The 23455-nt window shown below is 46.9% G+C and carries 25 protein-coding genes; 1 reads left to right on the top strand and 24 read right to left on the bottom strand.

What is annotated here, in order from left to right; translation table 11 throughout:
- Positions 1 to 21: 21 nt before the first annotated feature.
- From dinG to G9G57_RS09860, 13 genes are all read right to left on the bottom strand, one after another.
- Positions 22 to 2904 (bottom strand): ATP-dependent DNA helicase DinG, encoded by a 2883-nt coding sequence (gene dinG / locus G9G57_RS09920; RefSeq protein WP_164964888.1) that lies wholly within the window; start codon positions 2902 to 2904, stop codon positions 22 to 24.
- Between the two features lie 157 nt (positions 2905 to 3061).
- Entirely contained in the window at positions 3062 to 3694 is a 633-nt protein-coding gene (locus G9G57_RS09915; protein ID WP_016822180.1) for a tetratricopeptide repeat protein, read from the bottom strand.
- Positions 3695 to 3776: 82 nt separating this feature from the next.
- Entirely contained in the window at positions 3777 to 4160 is a 384-nt protein-coding gene (gene panD / locus G9G57_RS09910) for an aspartate 1-decarboxylase (protein WP_013371641.1), read from the bottom strand.
- The gene (gene panC, locus G9G57_RS09905; RefSeq protein ID WP_164964887.1) at positions 4153 to 5091 is read right to left on the bottom strand and encodes a pantoate--beta-alanine ligase; all 939 of its coding nucleotides are present in this window, start codon (positions 5089 to 5091) and stop codon (positions 4153 to 4155) included. The genes panD and panC overlap by 8 nt, the downstream gene beginning before the upstream one ends.
- Positions 5088 to 5996 (bottom strand): 3-methyl-2-oxobutanoate hydroxymethyltransferase, encoded by a 909-nt coding sequence (gene panB, locus G9G57_RS09900; RefSeq protein ID WP_016822182.1) that lies wholly within the window; start codon positions 5994 to 5996, stop codon positions 5088 to 5090. Before panB ends, panC begins: the two co-directional genes overlap by 4 nt.
- Positions 5997 to 6341: 345 nt before the next feature.
- On the bottom strand, positions 6342 to 7316 hold the full coding sequence (locus tag G9G57_RS09895; protein ID WP_164964886.1) for a biotin--[acetyl-CoA-carboxylase] ligase: 975 nt from the start codon (positions 7314 to 7316) through the stop codon (positions 6342 to 6344).
- On the bottom strand, positions 7309 to 8631 hold the full coding sequence (locus tag G9G57_RS09890) for a CCA tRNA nucleotidyltransferase (protein WP_164964885.1): 1323 nt from the start codon (positions 8629 to 8631) through the stop codon (positions 7309 to 7311). The genes G9G57_RS09895 and G9G57_RS09890 overlap by 8 nt, the downstream gene beginning before the upstream one ends.
- A 54-nt stretch (positions 8632 to 8685) precedes the next feature.
- Positions 8686 to 9849 carry an N-acetyl-alpha-D-glucosaminyl L-malate synthase BshA gene (gene bshA / locus G9G57_RS09885; RefSeq protein ID WP_164964884.1) on the bottom strand — a complete coding sequence of 388 codons (1164 nt, stop codon included), beginning with the start codon at positions 9847 to 9849 and terminating at the stop codon, positions 8686 to 8688.
- 85 nt (positions 9850 to 9934) lie between these two features.
- Entirely contained in the window at positions 9935 to 10627 is a 693-nt protein-coding gene (gene bshB1, locus G9G57_RS09880; RefSeq protein ID WP_164964883.1) for a bacillithiol biosynthesis deacetylase BshB1, read from the bottom strand.
- Positions 10624 to 11061 carry a methylglyoxal synthase gene (gene mgsA, locus G9G57_RS09875; RefSeq protein WP_013371648.1) on the bottom strand — a complete coding sequence of 146 codons (438 nt, stop codon included), beginning with the start codon at positions 11059 to 11061 and terminating at the stop codon, positions 10624 to 10626. The genes bshB1 and mgsA overlap by 4 nt, the downstream gene beginning before the upstream one ends.
- Before the next feature lie 56 nt (positions 11062 to 11117).
- A complete protein-coding gene (dapB, locus tag G9G57_RS09870) occupies positions 11118 to 11921 on the bottom strand; it encodes a 4-hydroxy-tetrahydrodipicolinate reductase (protein ID WP_016822187.1) in 804 nt (267 codons plus the stop codon).
- A gap of 31 nt (positions 11922 to 11952) precedes the next feature.
- Positions 11953 to 12471, bottom strand: a complete 519-nt coding sequence (locus G9G57_RS09865; protein WP_025365117.1) for a tetratricopeptide repeat protein — start codon at positions 12469 to 12471, stop codon at positions 11953 to 11955.
- Between the two features lie 50 nt (positions 12472 to 12521).
- On the bottom strand, positions 12522 to 12851 hold the full coding sequence (locus G9G57_RS09860) for a nucleotide pyrophosphohydrolase (RefSeq protein ID WP_007430805.1): 330 nt from the start codon (positions 12849 to 12851) through the stop codon (positions 12522 to 12524).
- A 213-nt stretch (positions 12852 to 13064) separates the two neighbouring features.
- Here G9G57_RS09860 and G9G57_RS09855 point away from each other — a divergent pair, with 213 nt between their 5' ends.
- Positions 13065 to 13934 (top strand): YitT family protein, encoded by an 870-nt coding sequence (locus G9G57_RS09855; RefSeq protein WP_016822189.1) that lies wholly within the window; start codon positions 13065 to 13067, stop codon positions 13932 to 13934.
- A 75-nt stretch (positions 13935 to 14009) separates the two neighbouring features.
- Here the strand turns inward: G9G57_RS09855 and G9G57_RS09850 are convergent, their stop codons facing one another.
- From G9G57_RS09850 to hisC, 11 genes are all read right to left on the bottom strand, one after another.
- Positions 14010 to 14855: a sporulation protein YpjB gene (locus G9G57_RS09850; protein ID WP_113050326.1), complete on the bottom strand. Its 846-nt coding sequence runs from the start codon at positions 14853 to 14855 to the stop codon at positions 14010 to 14012.
- Positions 14856 to 14933: 78 nt separating this feature from the next.
- Positions 14934 to 15485: a GNAT family N-acetyltransferase gene (locus G9G57_RS09845; RefSeq protein ID WP_228552582.1), complete on the bottom strand. Its 552-nt coding sequence runs from the start codon at positions 15483 to 15485 to the stop codon at positions 14934 to 14936.
- A 129-nt stretch (positions 15486 to 15614) separates the two neighbouring features.
- Positions 15615 to 16265 carry a DUF1405 domain-containing protein gene (locus G9G57_RS09835; RefSeq protein WP_025365122.1) on the bottom strand — a complete coding sequence of 217 codons (651 nt, stop codon included), beginning with the start codon at positions 16263 to 16265 and terminating at the stop codon, positions 15615 to 15617.
- 173 nt (positions 16266 to 16438) lie between these two features.
- Complete coding sequence (locus tag G9G57_RS09830) at positions 16439 to 16618, bottom strand: IDEAL domain-containing protein (protein ID WP_013371655.1); 180 nt, start codon at positions 16616 to 16618, stop codon at positions 16439 to 16441.
- 22 nt (positions 16619 to 16640) lie between these two features.
- Positions 16641 to 17147 (bottom strand): gamma carbonic anhydrase family protein, encoded by a 507-nt coding sequence (locus G9G57_RS09825; RefSeq protein ID WP_090890187.1) that lies wholly within the window; start codon positions 17145 to 17147, stop codon positions 16641 to 16643.
- Between the two features lie 54 nt (positions 17148 to 17201).
- Positions 17202 to 18311 carry a hypothetical protein gene (locus G9G57_RS09820; protein ID WP_153795351.1) on the bottom strand — a complete coding sequence of 370 codons (1110 nt, stop codon included), beginning with the start codon at positions 18309 to 18311 and terminating at the stop codon, positions 17202 to 17204.
- Positions 18312 to 18494: 183 nt separating this feature from the next.
- Positions 18495 to 19079, bottom strand: coding sequence for a histidine phosphatase family protein (locus G9G57_RS09815; RefSeq protein ID WP_025365124.1), 585 nt, complete (start codon positions 19077 to 19079; stop codon positions 18495 to 18497).
- A gap of 67 nt (positions 19080 to 19146) precedes the next feature.
- Entirely contained in the window at positions 19147 to 19773 is a 627-nt protein-coding gene (locus G9G57_RS09810; protein WP_090890182.1) for an anti-sigma factor, read from the bottom strand.
- Positions 19770 to 20366, bottom strand: coding sequence for an RNA polymerase sigma factor (locus tag G9G57_RS09805; protein ID WP_013310707.1), 597 nt, complete (start codon positions 20364 to 20366; stop codon positions 19770 to 19772). Before G9G57_RS09805 ends, G9G57_RS09810 begins: the two co-directional genes overlap by 4 nt.
- Positions 20367 to 21210: 844 nt before the next feature.
- Positions 21211 to 22299 (bottom strand): prephenate dehydrogenase, encoded by a 1089-nt coding sequence (locus G9G57_RS09800; RefSeq protein ID WP_017427554.1) that lies wholly within the window; start codon positions 22297 to 22299, stop codon positions 21211 to 21213.
- Positions 22300 to 22325: 26 nt separating this feature from the next.
- The gene (gene hisC, locus G9G57_RS09795) at positions 22326 to 23429 is read right to left on the bottom strand and encodes a histidinol-phosphate transaminase (RefSeq protein WP_017427553.1); all 1104 of its coding nucleotides are present in this window, start codon (positions 23427 to 23429) and stop codon (positions 22326 to 22328) included.
- Between the last annotated feature and the right edge of the window lie 26 nt (positions 23430 to 23455).

Genomic DNA, 23455 nt, shown 5'->3' with positions numbered 1-23455 from the left:
TCCCCCTAATTGTAACGGACTTTAGGTGTCCGTCCGTTGTGCCTCTGTCTCCGGGGCAGATTGGAGCCATTCGGCGATGCGGGGCACCATTTGCTCCGATGGCATATGCTCCATTTTTGGTCCCGGTAACGAGTACAAAAAGTGCTTTCCGTAATAGGATTCGATCACACGCGTATCGTAAACGATGACGACTCCGTGGTCGCTCGCTGTACGTACCAATCGCCCAAATCCCTGTTTGAAGCGAATAACCGCTTGTGGTACAGACAGCTTCATAAATGGATTCTTCTTCTGCTGCTGGAGCAACTCACTTTTGGCCTCCAGTAACGGGTGATTGGGCGGTTGAAACGGCAAGCGAACGATAGCCAGACAAGTCAAAGCTTTCCCTGGAATATCGACGCCTTCCCAGAAGCTACTAGTTCCCAGCAATACAGAAGCTTTCGCTTCCTGAAAACGGCGGGTTAGCTTGCTGCGACTCCCACTGTCCACACCTTGTCCTAACACGGTAATATCGCTGGATGCTAACGCCTCTTTGAGCGGCTCATACACTTGCCGGAGCATCCGATAGGAAGTAAACAGAACGAGCATTCTCCCCCGCGTTGCCTGGGCAGTCGCTCCTAGAGAGCTAACGAGCATCTCTACAAAATGTGCATCTCCTACACTGCCCTTCACACTCGGAAAATCTCGCGGAATGACCAGCAACACCTGATCCCTATAATTAAAGGGTGATGGGAGCTGTGACGTCATTAATCGTCCTTGATCTGCGGCCTCCTGCAAACCGAGTTGATCGGTCATGTACTGAAACGATTTATCTACCGATAAAGTAGCAGATGTCAGAATAATACTTCTTTTTTTGTCAAAAAACATTTCTTTCAACTGGCGGCTCACATCGACGGGCACCGCATAAAATTGCAATGATTTACTCCGGAATTGTCCACTCGCTTCAAGCCAATATACGGTTGTTTCATCATCGAGTCGTATAAAGAAGCGCAAATTTTCCCTAATCCCCGCCAAATCCTTAAGCAGACCCGTGATATCTGTAATGAGACTATCCGCCGCATAATCGTCATGTTCTTCCTTGACATCCAGCATCAGCTTGTCGCCCTTGCGCAAAATTTCGCTCAATGTTACATAAAGCTGATTTTCCAATGCCGCCGCCTGATCCCACTTTGCAGGCTTGGCTGACGGTTTGAGACGCGAAGAAAATTGCCCCGTTTCACCTGGTGTGGCATCAGTTCGCTCCGGCAACATGCCAAACAGCTTATCGCTTAGTAGGTCCCAAGTTTCCTTAACCTCTAACACAAGTGGGTACAACTGATCAATGACCGAGGCCCATTCCGTCGACTTCTCATGCCCCGACTTTGCCAACTGCTGACGTAACGAAGGCAATTGCCCATTCTTGCTGTCCTTGAACAATCGAGTCAGCGTATGCACGAGTGTGAAATATTTCATATGCATGCCCAGGTGCTTACCAGCTACTTCCTCTAGATGATGTGCCTCATCAATCACCAAGTGTTCATAGCTAGGCAGCAGCTGATGACTTGCTTTGACGTCGGTGAACAGCTTGGAGTGATTCGTTATAACCACATCCGCTATTCCTGCTTCATGACGTGCACGATGATAGTAGCATTTGCGGAACCATGGACAAGAACGACCAAGACAGGACTCGGAATCACTAGCAACCGTTTCCCAAAAATCCCCTCCACGATTGCTCAGGTTTAGTTCCTCATCATCACCGGTTTCTGTCAGAGTCAGCCAGACAATCATTTGAGCCGCTGTAATCAAGTCTTCCTTTGGTGTCGCGAAGTCTCTTCTGTTTATTTTATGTTCAAACTTACGCAGACACAAATAATGCCCCCGTCCCTTAAAGATGGCAGCCCGGAACGGGAAGGGAATCACTTTGGTCAGCATCGGAATATCACGCTCTCGCAATTGCTCCTGCAGATTAATGGTATGCGTGCTTACGGTGACCCTCTGCCCATATTTTACACTGTGATACAGTGACGGAAGCAAATAGCCCAGGGACTTCCCTGTTCCTGTACCCGCCTCGATCAACAAATGCTTATCTTGACTCAGGGCTTGATTTACACTCTCAATCATTTGTATCTGCGCCTCGCGCTCCTCATATTGGCTCAAGGATGAACGCAAATTGTCCCGTACATCATTCATATACTGCTCAAAGGAAACGCCTGACAGTGGATTCGGATCATCTTCTCTGCGTGGAGCAGCCAGTTCAGTCCAATCTTCCACTTTAAGCGCAAGCTGACGAAAAAACTGATGTTTCTCCAAATCCTGAATAGGATCTAGCTCTTTCTCTTCTCGTATGCCGTCAAGAAACCAACCCAGGTCGCTGTCTTCCTCTGCGAACAAATCGCTAAGCCGCTGTATCGTTATCAGAGGCAGTGCTTGAAGCTCACCCAGACACTTTAAAAACACCTCAGCCGTAGCCAACGCGTCGCTGTCTGCTTGATGAGGGCGGTCATGCGCCAGCCCAAACTCTGAGGAAACAAAACCTAACTGATAAGAAGATAACGATGGAAACATAATTTTCAGAAAATCCATCGTATCCAAAATTCTACCGCTAAAAGGTAAATATCCACACCGGTCCAAAGCGCTTTGCAAAAAATTAAAATCAAACGCCACGTTATGACCGACGAGTACGACATCGTCCAGCATAGGCACGAGCTCCATCATCATTTCTTCGAGTGCAGGTGCATCCTTGACGTCATCGTCTGTAATTCCGGTCAATCCGGTGATAAAAGGTGGAATAGATCTGCCAGGGTTTACATAAGAGCCGTAAACACAGGAAATGCTGTTATCATGATCTATAATTGCAAGTCCGACTTGAATGATGTCATCCGCGGACTGGGTGCCTGTCGTTTCAAAATCCAATACCGCAAATTTCATTCGAGCTTAATCCTTTCTTATGACACATACAATGATAATAACTCTGTATAATAGCATAGCAGAAGATTGCGTGTTTGGAAATTAAGACAGCCAAAAAAGACGATGCACACGCCGCCTAAGGAGGTGGGCATGCATCGTCTTACTCGGTGTCTGACAACTACATCCAGGTCAACATGGAGCTGTCGTAGCGAAGCTTTTCGACACCGGACAAACAGGCTTGCATATTGTGCAGTGGCTCGGGCAACGTTGGATCGAACTGATGCGCGAGAGCAAAATATTTTTGCGCCTCTTTTACGTCAGCCTGCTTTGCCATCAAACAACCCAGCGCATTATAGATGACCGCTTTTAGCCCTGGCTGTTCAGTCAGGTGCAGCACCTTTTGAAACTGGCTTATAGCCTCTGCTGGATCATCCAGTTGAAAATGAGCCATTCCCATATACATGTGACTCTGCCAGCTGTTCGGAAAATGCTGTAGCACCTGCTCAAATTGCTGGATTGCCTCCGGGTACATAAGTAAGCGATAATACCCCTGCCCCCTGTTAAATGCCGGTAGCTCCTTTTCAGGCAGCTCAGCGTCAGACATGTCGGCCTCTGCAGAAAATCCTGCTGCACGCAGGTAAACCATTTTTTCCTCAAAGGCCAGCCACTCATCCATAATTCCGTCACTCATTCTCCGCAGCAGACTCCAGTGCTGTAGCAGCTCCTGTCTGCGGGGGCCCTGGGCTGATGGGTAATGCTTCACGATATCATCTAACATGCTGTTCATTTCTGCGAATACATGCTGGAACATGTGCATCCCGCCCTTACGAAAGATGGATTAATACACTCACATTTTTCGCTTAAAAGACGGGTTTCATCCGCATTCCCATTCATTACATGATCGTTGCATGTACTTCCTTGTTCATCGTTTGGGCTGGTTTATTATGTTCATCCACAAATACCACAGTTGGTTTGTATGTTTTGGCCTCTTCATTCGACATGGAAGCATAGGAAATAATAATGACTGTATCACCGGGCTGGACCAGACGGGCTGCCGCACCGTTGAGACAAATCACGCCGCTCCCACGCGGTCCGGGGATCACATAGGTTTCCAGTCGAGCTCCATTATTATTGTTTACAATTTGAACCTTTTCATTCTCCAGTAGATCCGATGTCTCCATTAAATCCTCATCTATGGTAATACTTCCCACGTAGTTCAGGTTAGCTTCGGTAACCGTCGCGCGGTGAATTTTTGATTTCATCATAGTTCTAAACATGGGAAAGTACCTCCACTTTCTGTATTCTTATATTATCAATCAGTCGGGTATTCCCAAATTTTACAGCCAGCGCAACAATGACGTCTTCTTGCACATCACATAGGCGCTGCTCAGGGCGAAGGGGCTCCAGGCCAGGAAATGTTAATATTTCAATATAGTCAATATCTGCCAAAGGAGATGAGGTAATGGTCGACTCCACCATTTGATGCAACTGCTCAATCGTAATAATGTTCTGTACAATATCTTCGCTCACTTCTTGCACCTTGCGCAGTGACTGGGACAGCACTAACGCCTGCTCTCGCTGTTCCGCACTTAAATAGACATTACGGGAGCTAAGGGCCAAACCATCGGCCTCTCTAACGATAGGACAAGGTATGAGGGTCACATTCATATTAAGATCAGCCACCATTTGTTGAAGCACAGCAACCTGTTGCGCATCCTTCATGCCAAAGAAGGCCAAATCAGGACCTACCATGTTGAAAAGCTTGGCTACCACTGTAGTCACACCATCAAAATGGCCAGGACGGGAAGCGCCGCACAAGCGGTCTGTCAAAGCGGATACGCGAATTTTGGTTTGAGTTGGCTGTGGATACATTTCTGCTACAGTCGGCAAAAAGACAATATCCACGCCTTCGCGCCGTGCTACTTCCAGATCACGAGCTTCATCGCGAGGATAGCTGTCCAAATCCTCGGTAGGTCCAAATTGAATCGGATTAACGAAAATACTAAGCACGACCGTATCTGCCATTTCACGCGCCTTTTGCATCAAGCTCGCGTGCCCTTCGTGCAGGTATCCCATTGTTGGTACAAAGCCGACTTTATGTTGTTGTACAGAGGCAGAATCGTGTACCATTTTTGCTCTATTGGCCCCAAGCTGCCGATGCTCGGCAATAACCTTACGCAGTTGAGCCACTTCTCTTACGATGATCATGACTGTGATTCCACCTTTTCCTTAGCTTGTTCCTGCGCTTGTCCTTTTGCCTGACCGTACAAGGACTCCAGGGACTCCACAACGCGATCATCCGCGCTGAACACATGCTCTGCGGCCGGGAATGCCCGCCCTTTCACATCGCTCACATACTGCTCAATGCTGCTGCGGATCAAGCCGCCAACATCGGCATAGGTTTTAACAAAACGTTTGCTGAAATATGGCGATGCATATTGAATTAGATCGTGATAAACAAGTACCTGACCGTCACATCCACGTCCTGCACCGATTCCAATGGTTGGAATGGAAAGTTCTTTAGAGATCGCCGTTGCCACTTCCTCAGTCACCAATTCCAGTACAATACCAAAGGCACCCGCCTGCTCTAACGCCTTGGCATCAGCCATTAACCGGCGTGCGTCTGCTTCGTCCTTACCTTGAATGCGATAACCGCCAATCTGATTAACCGATTGCGGAGTAAGTCCGATATGTCCTAGCACAGGTACACCTGCCTGAACAGTCGCTTTTACGACATCGGCAATTTCAGCTCCGCCTTCCAGTTTAACAGCATGCGCATGCCCTTCCTGCATCAAACGACGGATGCCTTGAAGGCTTTCGGATATGCTGCCGTGATATGTCATAAAAGGCATGTCCGCTACGATAAATGTATGCTCAGCGCCTCTTGCCACTGTCCGGGAATGGTACACCATATCATCCAAGGTCACAGGGATGGTTGAATCGTAACCAAGAACTACGTTACCCAGCGAGTCACCCACGAGAATGATATCAATTCCCGCCTCCTCGGCAATTTTAGCCGATGGATAATCATAGGCGGTCAGCATACTGAGCGGAATGCCCTCTTGCTTCATTTTTTTCATTTTTACAATATTCAGTGCTTGTTTTCCTGCCATTGCGAATGGCTCCCTTCCATCTTTTTTTGGCACAAAAAATAACCTTTTATGAACGCCTGTACATCTGCGTCATCAAAAGGTCCGAACAGCCAAAAAAGACACTCATTTTGAGATCGTCCCTTCTGTCTCGGTCCTGTTCGGCTCAGAGCAGAATCCAACGTAACCTTCAAATGAAGTTATGATGGTCTTACAAACTTACTAAAGTAGAGCATGTGCCCTTGGAGTGCAGCTCGGACCGTCCGATGCCGCCTCCTGCACAGTATAACAAAAAATATCAGCTTTTTCACGTGAAGTTTTACACAGGAAACAGAAAGATTGTGGTCTTATACTCAGCTAGGGGCGCTTCTACAAATGTATATCCCCTGAAATGACCTGAATTCGCTCACCCTGGTCCGTTTCTATTACAAGTGCTCCTGAAGGGTCCAAGCCAACCGCTGTACCTTCTACCGCCATCCCTTGTCCCGTATGTGCCCGTACGCTGCGGTTCATCGTCACGGATAATGCCTCCCACAGCATGGCTATGGGCTGGAACCCTTGCTCGGCATACAGCTTGCTTAGCTGCTCCATTTCTTCCAAAACAGCAGCAATCAGCGCAGTACGGTCAATTTCAAGCCCTGCCTCTATTTTCAAAGATGTCCCTACCTGGGATAACTCTTCCGGGTAATCTTCTACATTCAAATTAACGTCAATGCCAATCCCTGCAATGCAGTACCGAACCCGTTGATCCTCTGTTGCAGATTCCAGCAGAATACCGGATACCTTGCGACCATGAATCAGCAGATCGTTGGGCCATTTGATGCCTGCCTCTACACCCGTCAGTCGGCGAATAGCCCTACACACCGCCACGCCTGTTAACAGCGTTAGCTGGGGGGTAAAGGCCAAGGGCTGGGTGGGGCGCAATACAATGCTCATCCAGATACCTTTGCCGCGAGGGGAATACCATTTCCGCCCCAGACGTCCCCGACCTGCCGTTTGTTCCTCCGCAAGCACTAACGTTCCCTCCGGCGCACCCTCTTCTGCCAAACGCATTGCATCCTGCTGAGTGGATACCGTTGAGTCCAGAACAACGATACGCTGACCAAACGATTGAGTGGTTAACATACCTGCCAATTTGGAGACTTCCAGCCGGTCTGGCTGAGAGATCAGCCGATAGCCCCGACGTGAGGAGGCATCGATATTATAACCCAGCTCACGCAGTTTGTTGATCTGCTTCCATACCGCTGTACGACTAACCGACAATCGTCGGCTAATCTCCTCCCCGGATACGTAATTGGATGAACCCTCCTCCAGTATGCCTAACAATCTTTCATGATTATTCACTACTCATCACCCGTTTCACTTCCTGAAGCAATGTTTCTGTTTCATTCGGGATATCTCCGCAAGCGACCGCTTGTAAAAGCCGTTCCATCATCTGTCCCAGCCAAGGTCCACCTGGTCGATTCATTGCCTGAACCAGTTCATTTCCAGTAATATTTAAATCCTTGATACGAACGACGACAGCCTGCTGTGTCCACGAGTTTGCCAGTTCGGCAATTTTCTTCACATGCTTTTCTACCCATGGCGGTAATCCACGAAACGAAGAAGGCAGTGTCTTGTAAAGCTCCAGCCAGTCTGAAGCTGTGTCCTTTCCCAGCTTAATTAACAATCGAATCCAGCTACGACGTAATTCCTCATCGTTGATACGGTCAGGATCCCTCGAAACTGAGTTGCCAGCTATGGCAACAGCATGACCGATGAGCTCGTTTTCCCATTCCAATAAATGAACCAAACGTAGACGTACAGCGTTGGAGAAAGTCCAAGCTCTTAAAAGCTCGTCCGCTGCCTCTGAGCTAAGTCTACAAGACATAAGAAGCAAACCCCACCGCAGCTCTGCTGGCAGCTGCACGATCTCCTGGAGCGCCTGTGCGTCACATTGTTCCCAAGGAACCGGAACCTTCGTACAGCCCAGCAATCCGCTACGGCCCAGCATCTCCAGTCCACGTAATGGGTCAGGTCCCGCTAGCACCTTTTCTAACTCGACTCGCACCCGTTCCATGGCTATGTATTGAAGTCCCTCTCTGCGACGAATCATACCTTTCCAAGTATTGTAGGCCACTCGGAACCGAAATACAGAGGCAAAACGGATGCAGCGCAGCATTCGCAGCCCGTCCTCCTCAAAACGTTCCTCAGCTCGTCCCACACAACGAACGAGAGAGGCTCGCAAATCTGCTTCCCCTCCAAACGGGTCCACTCGCTCCCCATGTTCAGCCATCGCTATCGCGTTCATCGTGAAGTCCCGCCGCATCAGATCCTCACGGATGTCCTTCACAAAGGATACTTCCGTCGGACGGCGGTGATCGGTATAACCGCTTTCCGTACGAAAAGTGGTCACCTCGAACGCATGACCGTCCTGCATGACCGTTACCGTCCCATGCTGGATTCCTGTCGGAATAACATGAGGGAATAGCGCTAAGACCTCTTCAGGTTCAGCCGAGGTGGTCAGATCCATATCATGAATAGCACGTCCTAATAGCTCATCCCGCACACACCCACCGACCCAATAAGCTTCGTGGCCAGCTGTGGTTAGTGTATGTATGACCTCTCTGCCGCGAAGAGCCATTTCTGGATCAGCATGTTGCCAAGTATTTGTATTCACAGGGTTTCCCCCTTTGCAAGTATTCAATAAAAAAACGGACGCGAGTCCGCCTCCTTAAACGCTGATCGGTTTAAGATCCGGCACCTCGCGTCCCAACACACGGTAATAGATTTCTTCATATTGACGGGTAATCAGCTCATCGCAGAATACGGTACGTGCGCGTGTCAGGCACGCTTCACGGAAACGTTCCGCCATCGCTTCATCGGACAGCAGTTCTACTGCATAATCCGCCATCGCCTCGGTATTCCCGATTTCAGCAAGATACCCCGTACTTCCATGCACGACAAGTTCAGGTACTCCTCCTGCCTGGGAACCAATTGTTGGTACTCCACAGGCCATTGCTTCCAGTGCAACTAGACCAAAACTTTCTTTCTCCGAGGGAAGCAGCAGCACATCTGCCATAGAAATCACTTCTGCGATTTGATCCTGCTTACCTAAAAAGAAGACTTTGTCCTGCAAGCCTAAACTTTCGATTTTACAACGAATTTTTGGAAGATCAGGTCCTTCTCCCACCAACAGCAGCTTCGCAGGTATCTTTTGTTGCATTCTGTCGAATATATCCAGCACATCCCCCACCCTTTTGACAGGACGGAAATTGGAAATATGCATCATAATTTTTTCGTGCGGTTGGGCAAAATCTCTCCTAAGCGCAGCAGCATCTCGTGGATAATATACTCGTTTATCTACAAAGTTGTAAGTCAAATCAATAGGTCGTGTGATTTCCAACGCATCAATCGTCTCACGAATCAAATCCTTAGAGACCGCTGTCACAGCATCGCTTTTGTTAATAGCCAGTCGAATCAGATCCTTTAATGATTCATCCTGTGCCAACACTGTAATGTCTGTACCGTGCAGGGTGGTCACCACTTTCAAATGATCGCCCACCATTTCCTTCGCTAAATAAGCGCATACTGCATGCGGGACAGCATAATGGACATGGAGTACATCCAAATTCTTCATTTGTGCCACCTGGGCCATTTTTGTCGCTAGCGACAAATCATATGGCGGATATCTAAACACATAATAATCGTTAACCTCAACTTCATGATAAAAAATATTCTTCTGGAACGCCCCGCCTAATCTGAACGGAATGCTATTGGCAATAAAATGGACCTCATGCCCTTTTTCTGCCAGCAACTTACCCAACTCAGTAGCCACAACGCCAGAGCCACCCAGCGACGGATAACAGGTAATCCCAATTTTCAGTTTGTCATTCAAGCTAAGCTGCCTCCTTCCGTCCATCCGTAATCACTCGTATGCCCATGTATTTCAGCATTCTACAACATGCGTAAGTATAAAATCCTTATGTGAATAGCTTAACCAGATGTGGCGTTTTGGACGCAAATCCTTCTGCATATGAAATCAGCTTACGTTGACCCAACAACGAGTCCCGAGCTTTTACACGTTCCACGTACCCCTGATTCAGTGGTGTGGATACCATATCCTTCCCAGGCGCTGCCTGAAATTGCGAAGCATAACTCAACAACGACTGCTCCTTGGCTTCATAATGCTCGGTAATGTCCACGATCAAGTCCGTTCTGCCGATGTCATTAATAAAATAAAAATATAATTGCTCTACCTGTACCGCAGGACTTTCTGGCATAAAGCGTCTCAACTTGGCGTTAAACACAGCTTCCTCTACTAACTTGCTGCACATGACATGATCGGGATGCCGATCCTCCCAATAAGGGGCAAATACAACTTTTGGTGCATGGCGCCTGATTTCTGCTGTAACTGCAGCTACATGTTCAGGCGTTACATATAACCCACGATCAGGCAGACCCAAATTCGTCCGCACAGCCAGCCCGAGCACTTTCGAAGCGTGTTCAGCTTCTGCCATGCGAGTATCTACATCACCATTAGATGACATTTCAGCCCGTGTCAAATCGCACACCCCCACCTTTAACCCAGCGGTAGTATGCTTGGCAATCGTGCCTCCCATTCCTATTTCTGCATCGTCGGCATGAGCTCCGAAAATCAGGATGTCCAGCGTCATTTTACATCACCCTGCTGGTCAATGCCCGGTTTATATTTATGTACCAGCTCACGCCATGCAAAATCGCCACGATCCAGCGCTTTAACCAGTATTTCAGCAGTTGCAACGTTGGTTGCCAAAGGAATCCCCTGTACATCACACAGACGTAATAATGCGCTAATGTCCGGCTCATGCGGCTGTGCCATGAGTGGATCACGCAAAAATATAATCAAGTCCATGTCATTTTGCGCAACCATAGCCCCGATTTGCTGATCTCCACCAAGCGGCCCAGACATGAAGCGGTGAATTTGAAGCTTGGTTTGCTCCATAATGCGCTGACCTGTTGTACCTGTTGAATATAATTGGTGATCTGTAAAAACATGCTCATATGCCGTAATAAAATTAACCATTTCATCCTTTTTGCGATCATGCGCTATAAATGCAATCTTTAACATTCGAAATTCCTCCTGCCTCATTCTATAATTCCATTCATCAATTCATTCGTATATTCTTAATCAATGTAATGCTCAAAACCATATACAAGCCCCGGCTGCTCCATTACCTTCTGGATACCGATTTTAACACCAGGCATGTATCCAGCCCGTTCATATGAATCCTGACGAATTTTCAGAGATTGTCCAAATCCTCCAAATATGACTTCTTGCTGTGCGAACACACCGGGAAGACGGACACTGTGAATGCGGAAGCCTTGATAATAACCGCCACGCGATCCTTCTAGCGTTTCTTCCTCTTCCGGGTTGCCTTGTCGTAGCTCCTGACGCTGCTCGGCGATCAGTTCAGCAGTCTTAATGGCTGTACCTGAGGGCGCGTCCAATTTTTGGTCACCATGATATTCGATGATTTCCAGATGTGGGAAATACTTCGCTGCCTGAGCCGCAAACCGCATCATCAAAATGACGCCGATCGAAAAGTTGGGCGCAATTAGACCACCAATTTGTTGCTCACGACACTGCTTGTCCAGTTCATCAATTTGTTCAGGAGTAAACCCTGTCGTACCGATAACTGGACGAACTCCATGCTTAATAGCAAGCGCTGTATGTGCGTACGCAAAACGCGGCCCCGTAAAGTCAACCATGACATCGGCTCGGCTCTCCAGTAAAGCCTGCTCTACATCCTCCATAATAGCGATACCAGCTTCCGGTAGTCCAACGAGAAGGCCGGCATCACTGCCGGCGTGTGTTCTGTTCACTGCGGCTACAAGCTGTAGTTCCTCATCCTGAAGAACCAATTTGACCACCTCACGGCCCATACGTCCTGCTGCTCCAACGACAGCCACTTTTATTGGTTCTGACATATCCCTACAACTCCTTATGCATCCATTTGTGCTAGATTTGTTCATTCATCTGCTGGCATAATTTCTTCATGAGGTTGGCAAGCTGCACATTGTGAGGAAACAGCGCTGCAGCCTCACGAGCAGCCTGCACAGCCAGCTTATATTCATTCAATTCATCATAAATCAATGCGAGCAGCAAAAATGCGTCACCACATAACGGATCAAGGGAAATTGCCCGTTCTAGCAGCAAAATCGCATCCTGGTGTATCTGTGGTGTAGTTCTGTCGACCTCCAGCATTTTTCTGGCTTTTTCTGTATACTGCCTGGCTTCCTGCGCATGCAGATGGAGAACATATTCATCCTGCTGTGGAGCGAGACGGACCGCATGCTCTGCATATGCCAGGGCCTGCTCCAATCGTCCACTGCGAGCATAGGTAACCGAGCAACGGAAATAATGCTCCGCATGATCAGGCTGGGCTGAAATCGCTTTTTCAAACCATTCCACCGCCTGCTCAAAATCGTTCTGCAAAATGCACTGATAAGCTTTCTGAACGTATTCCTCCGCCTTCATGACACTGCACCTCCGGGTAACCGGTTTGGTACAGCATATGTACAAAACGCCTAATCGGTGTCCTTTTTGGTCCAGCGATTCGCGTCACGCGTGTTAAATTTATGCATAACCTTATCATGTGCCTCAGTCAAATTGATACCCAGTGAGTTCGCAAAGCAAACAGTGATGAACAAAATGTCCCCCAGTTCCAGCTCAATGGAATTGTCCGCCTCATCCGTTTTTTTCGGCTTCTCACCAAAGGAGTGATTGACCTCCCTTGCCAGTTCACCGACTTCCTCGGACATCCGGGCCAACATGGCCAAAGGACTGAAATACCCTTCCTTAAATTGAGAGATATACTGGTCTACCTCACGTTGAATTTCATCTAACGATTTTTCCATGAAACACGCAATCCCCCCATGTGCAGGTTTATTCATATGTTATCGTAAAGCACATTTTAAAACAAATTTTTTTTAATTGTGAACTAACGAACCCAATTTGCAGTCATCTGTCTTTTAAAGCTGTCGCAAAAAGGTATACTAAACATAAGGGGCTGCGATTTAGCAAAAATTGCATGTAGTCGCCATCCTTAAACTGCTACTGTGAGGGATCATATGAAAATATCCAAGTCCATGGAACAGCTTAAATTGATTTTGCCCATCGTATTTGGCACCGCCATCTATGCATTCGGTCTGCTTTATTTTATTATACCCAGTAAACTGATGGAAGGCGGTATTACAGGGATCACCCTGCTGCTAAATTATGCTTTTTCGATTTCACCTTCTCTCTCCACTTTGTTACTGAACATTCCATTATTTTTAATTGGATGGAAAATGCTTGGGGGCAAGCAGATTATATACACGGGGGTTGGTATCGGGTCGCTCACATTCTTTTTGTGGTTGTTTGAAAAAATGATTCATCTCGGATGGATGGGGACCTTTCAGACTGAACACGATTTTATACTTTCCTCATTATATGCAGGGGTTACGCTTGGGGCCGGGTTAGGTATTGTGTTTCGCTTTGGCGGCACTACTGGAGGCTCGGATATTATCGCTCGTATTTTAAACCGGAAGTTTGGCTGGAGTATGGGAAGGATTCTGCTGGTCATTGATATTGTCATTATCGGTGCTTCACTACTTTACATACCCAAAGAAAAAATTCTATATACATTAGTGGCTGTGTTCATCGCGTCTAAGATTATTGATTTTATACAAGAAGGGGCGTACTCTGCCAGAGCCTTTATGATTATCAGCGACCACACGATGGATATCGCAGATATTATTACCAGGGACATGGATCGCGGAGTTACCATTATTCCGGCTGTAGGTGCATTTTCCAAACAGGCCAAGCATGTTGCCTATTGTGTCGTGTCCCGTCAGGAAATAAGACGACTGCATCAAATTGTTAAATCAGTTGATCCACGGGCGTTTATCATCATTCAGGATGTGCATGATGTACATGGCGAGGGGTTCAAAGAGGAATAGCCCGGTAATCCGGGCAATGGGCTGACATCTATGAATGGCTCCACAGCCAACGACGCGAATGTTCAACTTTCATCATTACCCAGTGAAGCCAGCCCGATATTTACGATAACCTGCATAGGCCAGCGCCAACAGCACAATCATGCCGATAGTCAATTCAGCCCGGCGCTCACTCTCACGCGGGATAAATGGCGCCAGTGCGGTAGCATCTTTTTCACGTCCAAACAAGGCATTCAACGTCGGGTTGCCCTGGTCCAATGCTCCTCTAATCGCTGAGGCATCTGCATTTTGCTGATCCCCCAATCCTTTGACGTAGGAAATCCAGGAATCAGTCCGCACGACCTCGGTTGTTCTGCCATGGATCAATGCTGCTGTACGGATCGTTTCATAGTGGTCTTCCAGGACTTCGGTACCAGCTTTGAATCCCTTCATGTTCCCTTTAGCAAACTGGTTATTCAAACCGCTAATATCTTCTCTTAAAATCTTATAATACTGCTGCCATAAGGGCTGGCGTGGGTGTGCAATCGCATCTGTCGCAAGCCGTAAATTGGCCGCTGCCTTCACCCACTCATCCGGGGATGCTTGAACCGACTGTGTAGCTTGCTGCACCTCCAGGATGCTGCCGGATAGAGCATGAATGGCCTCTACAGATAACGTGGCCTGTACCTGTCCAGTGCTGAACCATCTGCTCACCTCGGCTACATCCGCACGCGCTTTTTCAATATTCCCGTCCATTACGTCACGGTACAGTGTCGCAGCTGCATGATCCAGTTCTTCAATTTCCTTGCTATTACCTTCGAGTTTTGACTGATCGCGCGCTTCTGCCATACCTGGAGGGACGCAGACGGACAGCAGCAAGACCATGGATAACACAATACTCGAAACCAAGCGTAACGTAATATGAACCCCCCGACCCCTAATCATGGGACATCCCTCCTCACCTTACTGTATGGCAAGGTTAACGGGACTAGAACTGGCTTTAGGTGAATCATTCGAAACCGGCTATGCTCTGGACAAAACAGGAAACATAAGTGGATTTTCATTACATCTGTTTGGGTGCTTAGTCATATAAAACAGTGTAGTATAAGGAATGTCGCCCGCTCCAAAAATATCGTAACAGTTCATCCTATCTCCTTCGAAACCTGCAACAACAATCGTATCGTATTGAGGTATGTGCCAAAAAAACTTGTCTTTAAAAAATAACGTACTATAAAATAAAACCAACCACTCATTGTTTTCCGCAGAAAAAAGTGAATACGGATTGAAGTCAGCACTCTTCATTTTCAACAACTGCAAATCCGGCATTTCTTCCATATTTAATTGATCAATCTTTATGTTTAGGTTGCTGGTAGGTGCCTTCCGACTACATTGATACTCAGGTGCCGAAGCGAAGCCCAATCTAGGATAAAAATCCTTCACACTATCATTTCCAAACAGATAGATACCGTCACAATTGCCATGCCAATCTTTCAGCGCTTGCTCTACTAAAAACCGACTCAAACCTTGATTCCTGTAGTTTGCAATCCCCCAATTGAAACCAGGTTTCAAAATCAAAACCAAAACTCTGTTTTGCTAAATAATTAAAGCTTACTTTTATTTTGTGATCATCACGGATGCCTTTTTGGAATACATATTCCTTCTGATTTATAACGATATGCATCTCTATTTCTCCATTCAAAAGACTCAAGCTAGCTCACGATAAGACGATACCTTTCGATTGCGTGCTAGCATGGCAAGCCATGCCGCTACAATACTAACAAGGGTCAGCATGTAGGTAAAAGTACGCACTTGCGTCACATCATCCGTTAGCGTCCTGGGAAGATAAGGGTATATGCCATAGGTATAATCCATCGTATCATTTAACAATGTCCAAAGTGCGGCTAAGCATAAAGCAATCCATTTGCAGCTAAAAAATCGTACAAACAGTAACGCTTCGACCGCCATTGCTGTGTGAGATGCTATCAGCATCCAATCCTGCCACACCATAGGCCCCCCCTGCGCAACTCCCCACAAAATAATAGCCGAAGCCCAAATGCCGTACTTTACACTCGTAACGACAGCCAACGCTTCCATGATCTGGCGAATGACCTTCAAGCTTTTGAAATGCGGAGGATAGAGCAAAAATGCTATAGAAATTGTAAAAAATAGGCTGGCCGTCGGACTATCAGGCACAAATACAATCTGCCACGCCGGGTGATAATTCAGTGTATATTCCAGCTGTCCCCCATACCATATGTACCCATACACCGTTCCAACTAAATTACACCAGAACAGCAGCCACAAAAAGGGCCGGCTCGTCAAGAACGACCGGCTCCACAAATAAGATAACGACACGTCCTTCATCCTCCGTTCATACGACAGTTGCCTTGTACAGGCACTATCCTACAATGACTATATCATATCCAAGCGTATCAAAAAAACCTGACCGCCGTTACAGTCAGGTTTGATGATATAATCTCGAACTGGCGCTTGGTCAAAATGACCACCTTAAGCTTACCAAAAGCGTTCTAACTCATTGCTTTCAGCTCATCCGTAAGATGACGAAAAGCTACTTCATCTCCGGAGGCTAACGCCTCATCAATATCCTTGTAGAGTTTTTCACTCCGGTGTTTACGTAATGCCTCGTCCAAAACCATCTCAGCAGACAGGCCCAACATTACCTCATAAGTAACCTTCATTTTATCCATAGGATGCACCTCCAACATGAGTTTAAGAGATCCTATATTCTTTTCCTTTCGCCACATAGCTGAGTGTCGTTCGTGACATCCGCTGTAAATCTGCATCTGTCAATTCGCGCACCACTTTGGCAGGTGTACCGATAGAAAGAGTATAGGGTGGTATTTTGGTATTTTCCGTAACGACCGACCCTGCTCCTATTAAAGCATATTCACCAAGCTCCGCTCCGTTGAGTACAATGGCCCCCATACCAATTAAAGTGCCTTTGCCTATCGTACAACCGTGGATAATGGCAGCATGTCCTACCGAAATATCATCCGCCAGCAACAGGGGCTGATTCGTGTTCACATGTCCCACGACACCGTCCTGAATATTGCAGCGTTCACCGATGATGATAGGCGCCATATCCCCGCGCAGTACGGCATTAAACCATACGGAGGAATCTTGGCCGATCGTTACTTTTCCGACAATTTTTACTCCTTCTGCCACATAGACAGATGAATGGAGTTGTGGCAAGTTTCCGTTGTAGTGAATTAGCATCAACTTCACCCTCTCATATTTTGGGTGAAATTCTATCAACATGTGTACTGCTTGTCAATGGAGCTGTATACCCGAGTCGTTTCGCCCAAGACGGCACTCTCCCGCCAACTTCTGCCCCCAGGCCGTCATTTGTACAGAGGGTCCTGTCGAATGTTCACCTTGTCGAAGCATACCCAAGTGAAGCATCATTCGTATAATCCTCTGATCAAAGACCGAACGGGAGGTATCATAGTAAAACGGTCGGATCAGTGGGCCGATATGCACAAAAATCGACTCTGAGGAAGTCCATGGCCTGGCACATTCTCCAATCCAGTAGACTAGTGAAAGCAGATTTGGTACGGCTCCTTTATACAATCTTAACCAAAACCTGAATAGCTGTATCATTTCATCCTCAATTGCGAGTTCCTGTTGTGCCTCCCCTTTTGCGGTCAGCTCAACCCGGTCTCCCTTCTCCTCAATATACTTGGAGTGCCGGGCGTAATCATACAGTAATGCCATTCGATCCGGATAAAACTTAAAAGAGGAACCATAGCCAAAACGCCATCCTCCTTTACCCAATAACGGCTCCGCAATGTGCAAATGCTCCATTAGTTGCTGCTGATTGCGACGGTACCAAGCTCCCTCAGGGTTAAGCAGAACCTCATGCTGCCTCATATATTGAAGGAAAAGCCGTAAATCCTCCGCCAGTAGATGCCCTTCATCCCGGTACGACGACGGTTCACTTACCCGGATCATTCCGTTTTGAAAGTCATGTACCATAACACGCCGAAAGCGCTCCTTCATATCCGAAGGAATTTGGTACAAATATCTCGTATTGTGCGTTGAACCATTGAACAACCAGCCGCTAGAACGTAGACGGGTCACAATATCTCGTGGTCGCTCACCAACATCTCCGTCCTGCTCGACAGACTGTTTGGCAATCGCAATCAATTCCTCCATACTGAAATAAGGTCGGTCATCGAACAATAGCGCATTCAAAAACCTTACCTCTGACAACCTCAGCTCCTTGACCTGCGTCTCAAAAAAACTACTACTGCCGAGCTTTGTCAAAATCCCTTGGATCAACTCATGCTTGGAATTAGGTTTGCAGTCACAATCGTAATACACTGCGATTCTGTTCAAATGCACAATATCCGCAAATGTCAGCATATCCGCCAGATTCATTGTTCCATCGCCTCGTCACTGGACTGTCATCCGGAAATGATTCTTACCTGTTGTACCCACAGCTTTGACGGAATCTTCAGACTCTAAACCTCTTTTTTTGCAAAGGTATAATTAAAAAACAAAAAGACCACGACTATACGATGAGTAGAAGCCGTGGTCTTTCACAAAGTATTGGAGTTGCAGTCACTTTTTCTCTTGCAAATGCTTCGTGCAATTATATAAAAGCGGTTCCCAGTCCGCATCCTCACGCTGGAGTACACTTAGTGACAAATTGCCAATTCGTTCTGTAAATTTTTCCTGATACAGAGCCTTATACAAATTAGCCAAAAAACCGCCGTGGGAAACGATCAACAGATTCTTGTCCCGATTTTCCGTCCAAAGAGCCTCCATAAAAGCTAGCGCACGAAGCTGAAGATCTGCATCGCTTTCCTGCCCTAAATCCAGCAGATGCCAGTCAACTCCCCACTTCTCTTCACGTTCGGCCTGTGTCATCCCCTCGACCTGACCATAAGCACGTTCTCTTAGTCGATCATCAGGTTCCAGCAATGGCAAATGCAGGGCAGAGGCAATAATATCCCCCGTCTCTTTCGCTCTGGAGAGACTACTTGTAATAAGCCCGTCCCATTGATAAGGCTCTTCCTTCAATCGTTCTGCCAGCAAGCGTGCCTGCCGACGCCCTTCCTCATTCAACGGAATATCACTGTGCCCCTGGATTTTACCTACCGCATTCCAATCCGTCAATCCATGTCTGATCAAGCCAATAAGCATTGTGTCAGTCCTCCGCTGTTGTGTTATTCAGGCATATAATGAATTTTATATGGAGCCCATCTGCCAGCTAATTTCTAACTCTTCTCGTCCGATGGATCCAGCCCAGAGAAAATAAAGCAAGCGCAAGTGCCAATACAGACAACAACATCCAGTATTGCGGGTAAGTAGGAACAATGCTTGCAACCAGCGGATCCATAATGCCACTATTCACATCTTTAATGTGGTATTGATACTGTGGAGATGTACTTGTAGTTTCCAGCAGGCCTGTCGGTAAAATACCCGTGTCCATGACAGGAGCCGCTTGGGGGAGATTTTCCTGAGAGGAGCTTCCATTCCAGTTCAAAAACAAAAAGCTGCACAAAAATACGGCCAAAAAGCCGGCGATCCATACAGACATATACTTACGGGCTGCTGGGTTCACACGCGCACGTCGATGCTCGCCCGGAACAAGCCACGGTGATTCTTCATAAATTCGATCCATGACTCTACGATTCATTGCCTCTAGCTTATCATCTGTTATTTCAAAGGAAATATCACGAATAGCCGATCGACTTTCTTTTGACAAATTCCAATCATTCTCTTCCGAACCATGCTCCCACCCGGCAGACGAGCTTTTGGCCCGTCTGCGCTCCGAGTCTTGTTTCGATACATTTTTGCCTGTAGCGAACAAATCCTCAGCGTCCCTGGATTTCATTGGCTGCTCATCCCTTCGTTTTCCTCATAGAGAGGCTCAAAAAAATAAGGCTCCAACTGCGTCTTCACACTGGTTCTTGCCCGGAAAAGCAATGACTTCACCGCACTGACCGTCTGTCCTAAAATAGTCGCAATCTCCTGATAATCTAATTGCTCATATTCACGCAAAATCAGCGCAGATCGCTGCTTCTCAGGCAATCTGTTGATTGCTTCACGAACCATCTCTACCTTCTCACCGCGAAGAACAGCCTGCTCCGGAATTACATCCGATGGAGCTACCGGTACATAACCGCTCTCTTCCAATGGAACCTGACCACTACGGTGCTTACGAAGCTCACTTAGCACCGTATTGCGTGCAATTGTATATAGCCAAGTGGAGAACGATGCATCTACCTCGCGAAAAGAATGCAGGCTCCGATACGCTTTATAAAACGTCTCCGAGCATAAGTCCTCAGCAATCATTTCCAGGTTCGAACTTTTCAGCATATGATAAACAAAAGCTAAAATTTTACGTTGGTGCCGCCTCATTAATTCTGAATAAACCTCAACATTACCTTGTTTGATTTCCTGAATCATCTGGGAATCTGTCATCATCCGAGTGAGACCCTCCTCGCCCATACATGTGCTGTTTTCCCGTCCGATTCTGTCTATATATACCGAACAGGCCAAAAAAAGTTGCGCCCTCTGCGCAAATGGATGAAACAGCATCATGGAACATTTGTTATTTTCTTACCCTATGTAGTGCCAACATTAACGGTGCTATCCCCAACAATATTCAATATCCAAAATGGACTTACCCATTGTACCACAAAATGGCCGCCAGTAAAAAAGTCCAAAATCCCCACGATTTCCATCAAAGGCTCCCTAACGCTGGCAGCTAATTCATTTAAACCGCTTTTCAATGGATTTTAAGTTTATTCAAGATAAATGACAAATCCAATTAAAGTGTTTCATTTAGAGCACCAATAAGGATAATTAAACAAAAAGAAAACGCTTTAAAAAAATATTGACAAAATGAAAACGTATACATATAATAAAAGTACAGTATGGTTTCTCTCCACTCCTATCCTACTCAGCTACTTTACTGAAAGTAGCTACCACCCGGGGCTTTACCCGGGTGGTCTTTTTTTTCTTTATTAATAAGTAGTAAAGGACCATTCCATCGACTCTTGAAATAACAAAAAAGCGGGAAGAGAACCTTCGCCCGCTTTAAATCTTTTCTTACTACTTCACTCCAGAAAGTATGATGCTTTTAAGGCGTCCGTAGCGGAGCGATTCATTTGAATCTGGAGAAGCGTAGCGCTCGCCTTTGCAGGGGGATTCTTTCCTTTAAAGATTTCAAATCGTCCAAAGAATCCCCCTGCAACAGCGATCGTAAGATCAAATGAATCGCGGAGCGGAGTATCTCCTTAACAAACACACATACTTTCTTCACCCTTTATACCACCACTTTATAGCCCATCGAATCCAGTAAGGTTTTGGCACGCTCCCAGTCCTGCTCTTGACGGAAGGAAAGCCTCATGATGCCAGGAACATCCTCCCGACTTTCAATGATTCGCATATTACTCAGATTAATGCTGTGATTTCCTAGTTCCATTGCAATTCTTCCGATAATCCCTGGGGTATCCGGTACATCAATATACAGATCAAACGTAGAGACAATAACTCCTTTACGACGCTCTGGCAGTTCACTACGGAAATGCCCTGCTGTCAAAAATTCGTCAGCAATTCCCTCTCCGTCTTGTGTTCTCAGCAAGTGAGTAAAACGCTCAATCTGCCCATTCCATTCTTCTAACAGGCCCAGTAAAACATCACGATTACTCAGCAAAATGTCCCGCCACACAACCGGATCACTAGAGGCTATCCGTGTAATATCACGAAACCCACCCGCAGCCAATGTACGGTACAACGGATTTTCATCATTGTGCTTTCGTACCTGATTCACCAGCGCTGCTGCAATAATATGTGGAAGATGGCTAATCGCACCGACAATATCGTCATGCATATCAGGTTGGACACGCACAACATGAGCACCGGTATATTTCAACAAGCGCTCCAGCGAGCTGTAAGCTTCCTCAGGCACACCCTCTGCAGGGGAAAGCACATAATATGCATTTTCAAACAACAACGCAGAAGCGGCCTTGACACCGGAACGCTCCGAGCCAGCCATCGGATGACCCCCGATAAAGTAAGCATTGTGCAAAGATATTTCTGATGCCTTTTTGGCAATCGCCGATTTCGTGCTACCTACGTCGGTAATAATACACCCCGCTTTAAGCGGTAACTTGCTTAACAATTCGAGATAATGCTCCAGTAAACCAACCGGTACGCATAAAAAAATAAAATCGGCATCCGTGACCGCCTCTTCAACCGAAAGAGTCGCGGTGTCCACGACACCACGGCTTAGCATCGGTTCTATCAGTTCAGGAAGATGAGCATGACCGACCACATTAATATCCGGCTTCCCTCTAAAACAAAGTGCGAGGGACCCGCCAATCAGTCCCACGCCGAAAATGGCAATCTTCATCTATTATCAAATCCCATCTGCGGAAATTATAGGCGTACTTTCGCCGCTTCCGCCCCCAGGACCTGTTCCAGCGCACGAATAAACAACTCATTTTGCGGCTGTGATCCAACCGACACCCTAATATATGTCGGATATTTGTGATGACCTGCGCGAATAATCACACCTTTACGAAGCAACTCCTGAAATACCTCACCGGATGGACGACGTACATCCAGCATAATAAAATTACCATGTGCGGGGAAAGACTCCAGGCCCAGACGCTTCAGCTCATTTTGCAAATAAGCTCTACCCTCTGCATTACGATCCCGACATTCTTGAACAAATTCCTGATCTTCCAAGGCAGCAATGGCCGCAGCCTGTGCAACCCGTGAAGTATTAAACGGCTCACGAACCTGATTGATCAAGCGAATGGTTGCCTCGGCTCCCATACCATATCCGATACGTAGCGAAGCCAGACCATAGATTTTGGAGAAGGTACGCAGTACAACCAAATTTTCATAAGCTGACAACAAGCGAATGCCGTCTGGATACGAACGATCTATTACAAACTCAGCGTAGGCTTCATCCAGCACCACCATGATATGCTTTGGCACTTGGTTCAGAAACGCAATCAGCTCAGCTTCGGGTACAATCGTTCCCGTCGGATTATTTGGATTACAGATCCAAATAATTTTTGTACGGTCATTGATATGAGACAGCATGGCATCCAAATCATGTACACCGTCACGCAAAGGCACCTCAACTGCAACTGCTCCCTCAATTTCCACGTTACTTTTATAGACGGAAAATGTCTGATCAGCCATGATACTTTCTTCCCCTGGAAGAAGGAATGCACGCGTAATCAACGCAATAATTTCGTCAGAGCCACAGCCATAGATAAATTGTTCTTCTTTTAATCCCGTCCGTTTAGCTAGTGCCTGTGTCAGAGCAACTGCACTTCCGTCAGGATATACACTGATGTTAGCAAACTCCTGCTGAATGGCCTGCAACACTTTGGGAGAGCTGCCATACGGATTCTCGTTTGAGGCGAGCTTGATTACTTCATCGAGTCCCAGCTCACGTTTCACATCCTCAATCGGTTTACCGGGCTGATATACTGGCAAATGTACAATATGCGGTTTAGGTTGCATGCCCCTTCCTCCTCTATCCAATCAGA

It is taken from the genome of Paenibacillus sp. EKM211P, assembly GCF_011066175.1.
Taxonomy (GTDB): Bacteria; Bacillota; Bacilli; order Paenibacillales; family Paenibacillaceae; genus Paenibacillus; species Paenibacillus polymyxa.
This window is presented reverse-complemented; position numbering and strand designations above follow the sequence as displayed.

Excerpts from the sequence above, each read along its gene's own strand:
- dinG (WP_164964888.1), bottom strand. The coding sequence starts at position 2,904 with ATGAAATTTGCGGTATTGGATTTTGAAACGACAGGCACCCAGTCCGCG.
- G9G57_RS09915 (WP_016822180.1), bottom strand. The coding sequence starts at position 3,694 with ATGTTCCAGCATGTATTCGCAGAAATGAACAGCATGTTAGATGATATC.
- panD (WP_013371641.1), bottom strand. The coding sequence starts at position 4,160 with ATGTTTAGAACTATGATGAAATCAAAAATTCACCGCGCGACGGTTACC.
- panC (WP_164964887.1), bottom strand. The coding sequence starts at position 5,091 with ATGATCATCGTAAGAGAAGTGGCTCAACTGCGTAAGGTTATTGCCGAG.
- panB (WP_016822182.1), bottom strand. The coding sequence starts at position 5,996 with ATGGCAGGAAAACAAGCACTGAATATTGTAAAAATGAAAAAAATGAAG.
- bshB1 (WP_164964883.1), bottom strand. The coding sequence starts at position 10,627 with ATGACGCTGGACATCCTGATTTTCGGAGCTCATGCCGACGATGCAGAA.
- mgsA (WP_013371648.1), bottom strand. The coding sequence starts at position 11,061 with ATGTTAAAGATTGCATTTATAGCGCATGATCGCAAAAAGGATGAAATG.
- dapB (WP_016822187.1), bottom strand. The coding sequence starts at position 11,921 with ATGTCAGAACCAATAAAAGTGGCTGTCGTTGGAGCAGCAGGACGTATG.
- G9G57_RS09865 (WP_025365117.1), bottom strand. The coding sequence starts at position 12,471 with ATGAAGGCGGAGGAATACGTTCAGAAAGCTTATCAGTGCATTTTGCAG.
- G9G57_RS09860 (WP_007430805.1), bottom strand. The coding sequence starts at position 12,851 with ATGGAAAAATCGTTAGATGAAATTCAACGTGAGGTAGACCAGTATATC.
- G9G57_RS09855 (WP_016822189.1), top strand. The coding sequence starts at position 13,065 with ATGAAAATATCCAAGTCCATGGAACAGCTTAAATTGATTTTGCCCATC.
- G9G57_RS09850 (WP_113050326.1), bottom strand. The coding sequence starts at position 14,855 with ATGATTAGGGGTCGGGGGGTTCATATTACGTTACGCTTGGTTTCGAGT.
- G9G57_RS09830 (WP_013371655.1), bottom strand. The coding sequence starts at position 16,618 with ATGGATAAAATGAAGGTTACTTATGAGGTAATGTTGGGCCTGTCTGCT.
- G9G57_RS09825 (WP_090890187.1), bottom strand. The coding sequence starts at position 17,147 with ATGCTAATTCACTACAACGGAAACTTGCCACAACTCCATTCATCTGTC.
- G9G57_RS09820 (WP_153795351.1), bottom strand. The coding sequence starts at position 18,311 with ATGAATCTGGCGGATATGCTGACATTTGCGGATATTGTGCATTTGAAC.
- G9G57_RS09815 (WP_025365124.1), bottom strand. The coding sequence starts at position 19,079 with ATGCTTATTGGCTTGATCAGACATGGATTGACGGATTGGAATGCGGTA.
- G9G57_RS09810 (WP_090890182.1), bottom strand. The coding sequence starts at position 19,773 with ATGAAATCCAGGGACGCTGAGGATTTGTTCGCTACAGGCAAAAATGTA.
- G9G57_RS09805 (WP_013310707.1), bottom strand. The coding sequence starts at position 20,366 with ATGATGACAGATTCCCAGATGATTCAGGAAATCAAACAAGGTAATGTT.
- G9G57_RS09800 (WP_017427554.1), bottom strand. The coding sequence starts at position 22,299 with ATGAAGATTGCCATTTTCGGCGTGGGACTGATTGGCGGGTCCCTCGCA.
- hisC (WP_017427553.1), bottom strand. The coding sequence starts at position 23,429 with ATGCAACCTAAACCGCATATTGTACATTTGCCAGTATATCAGCCCGGT.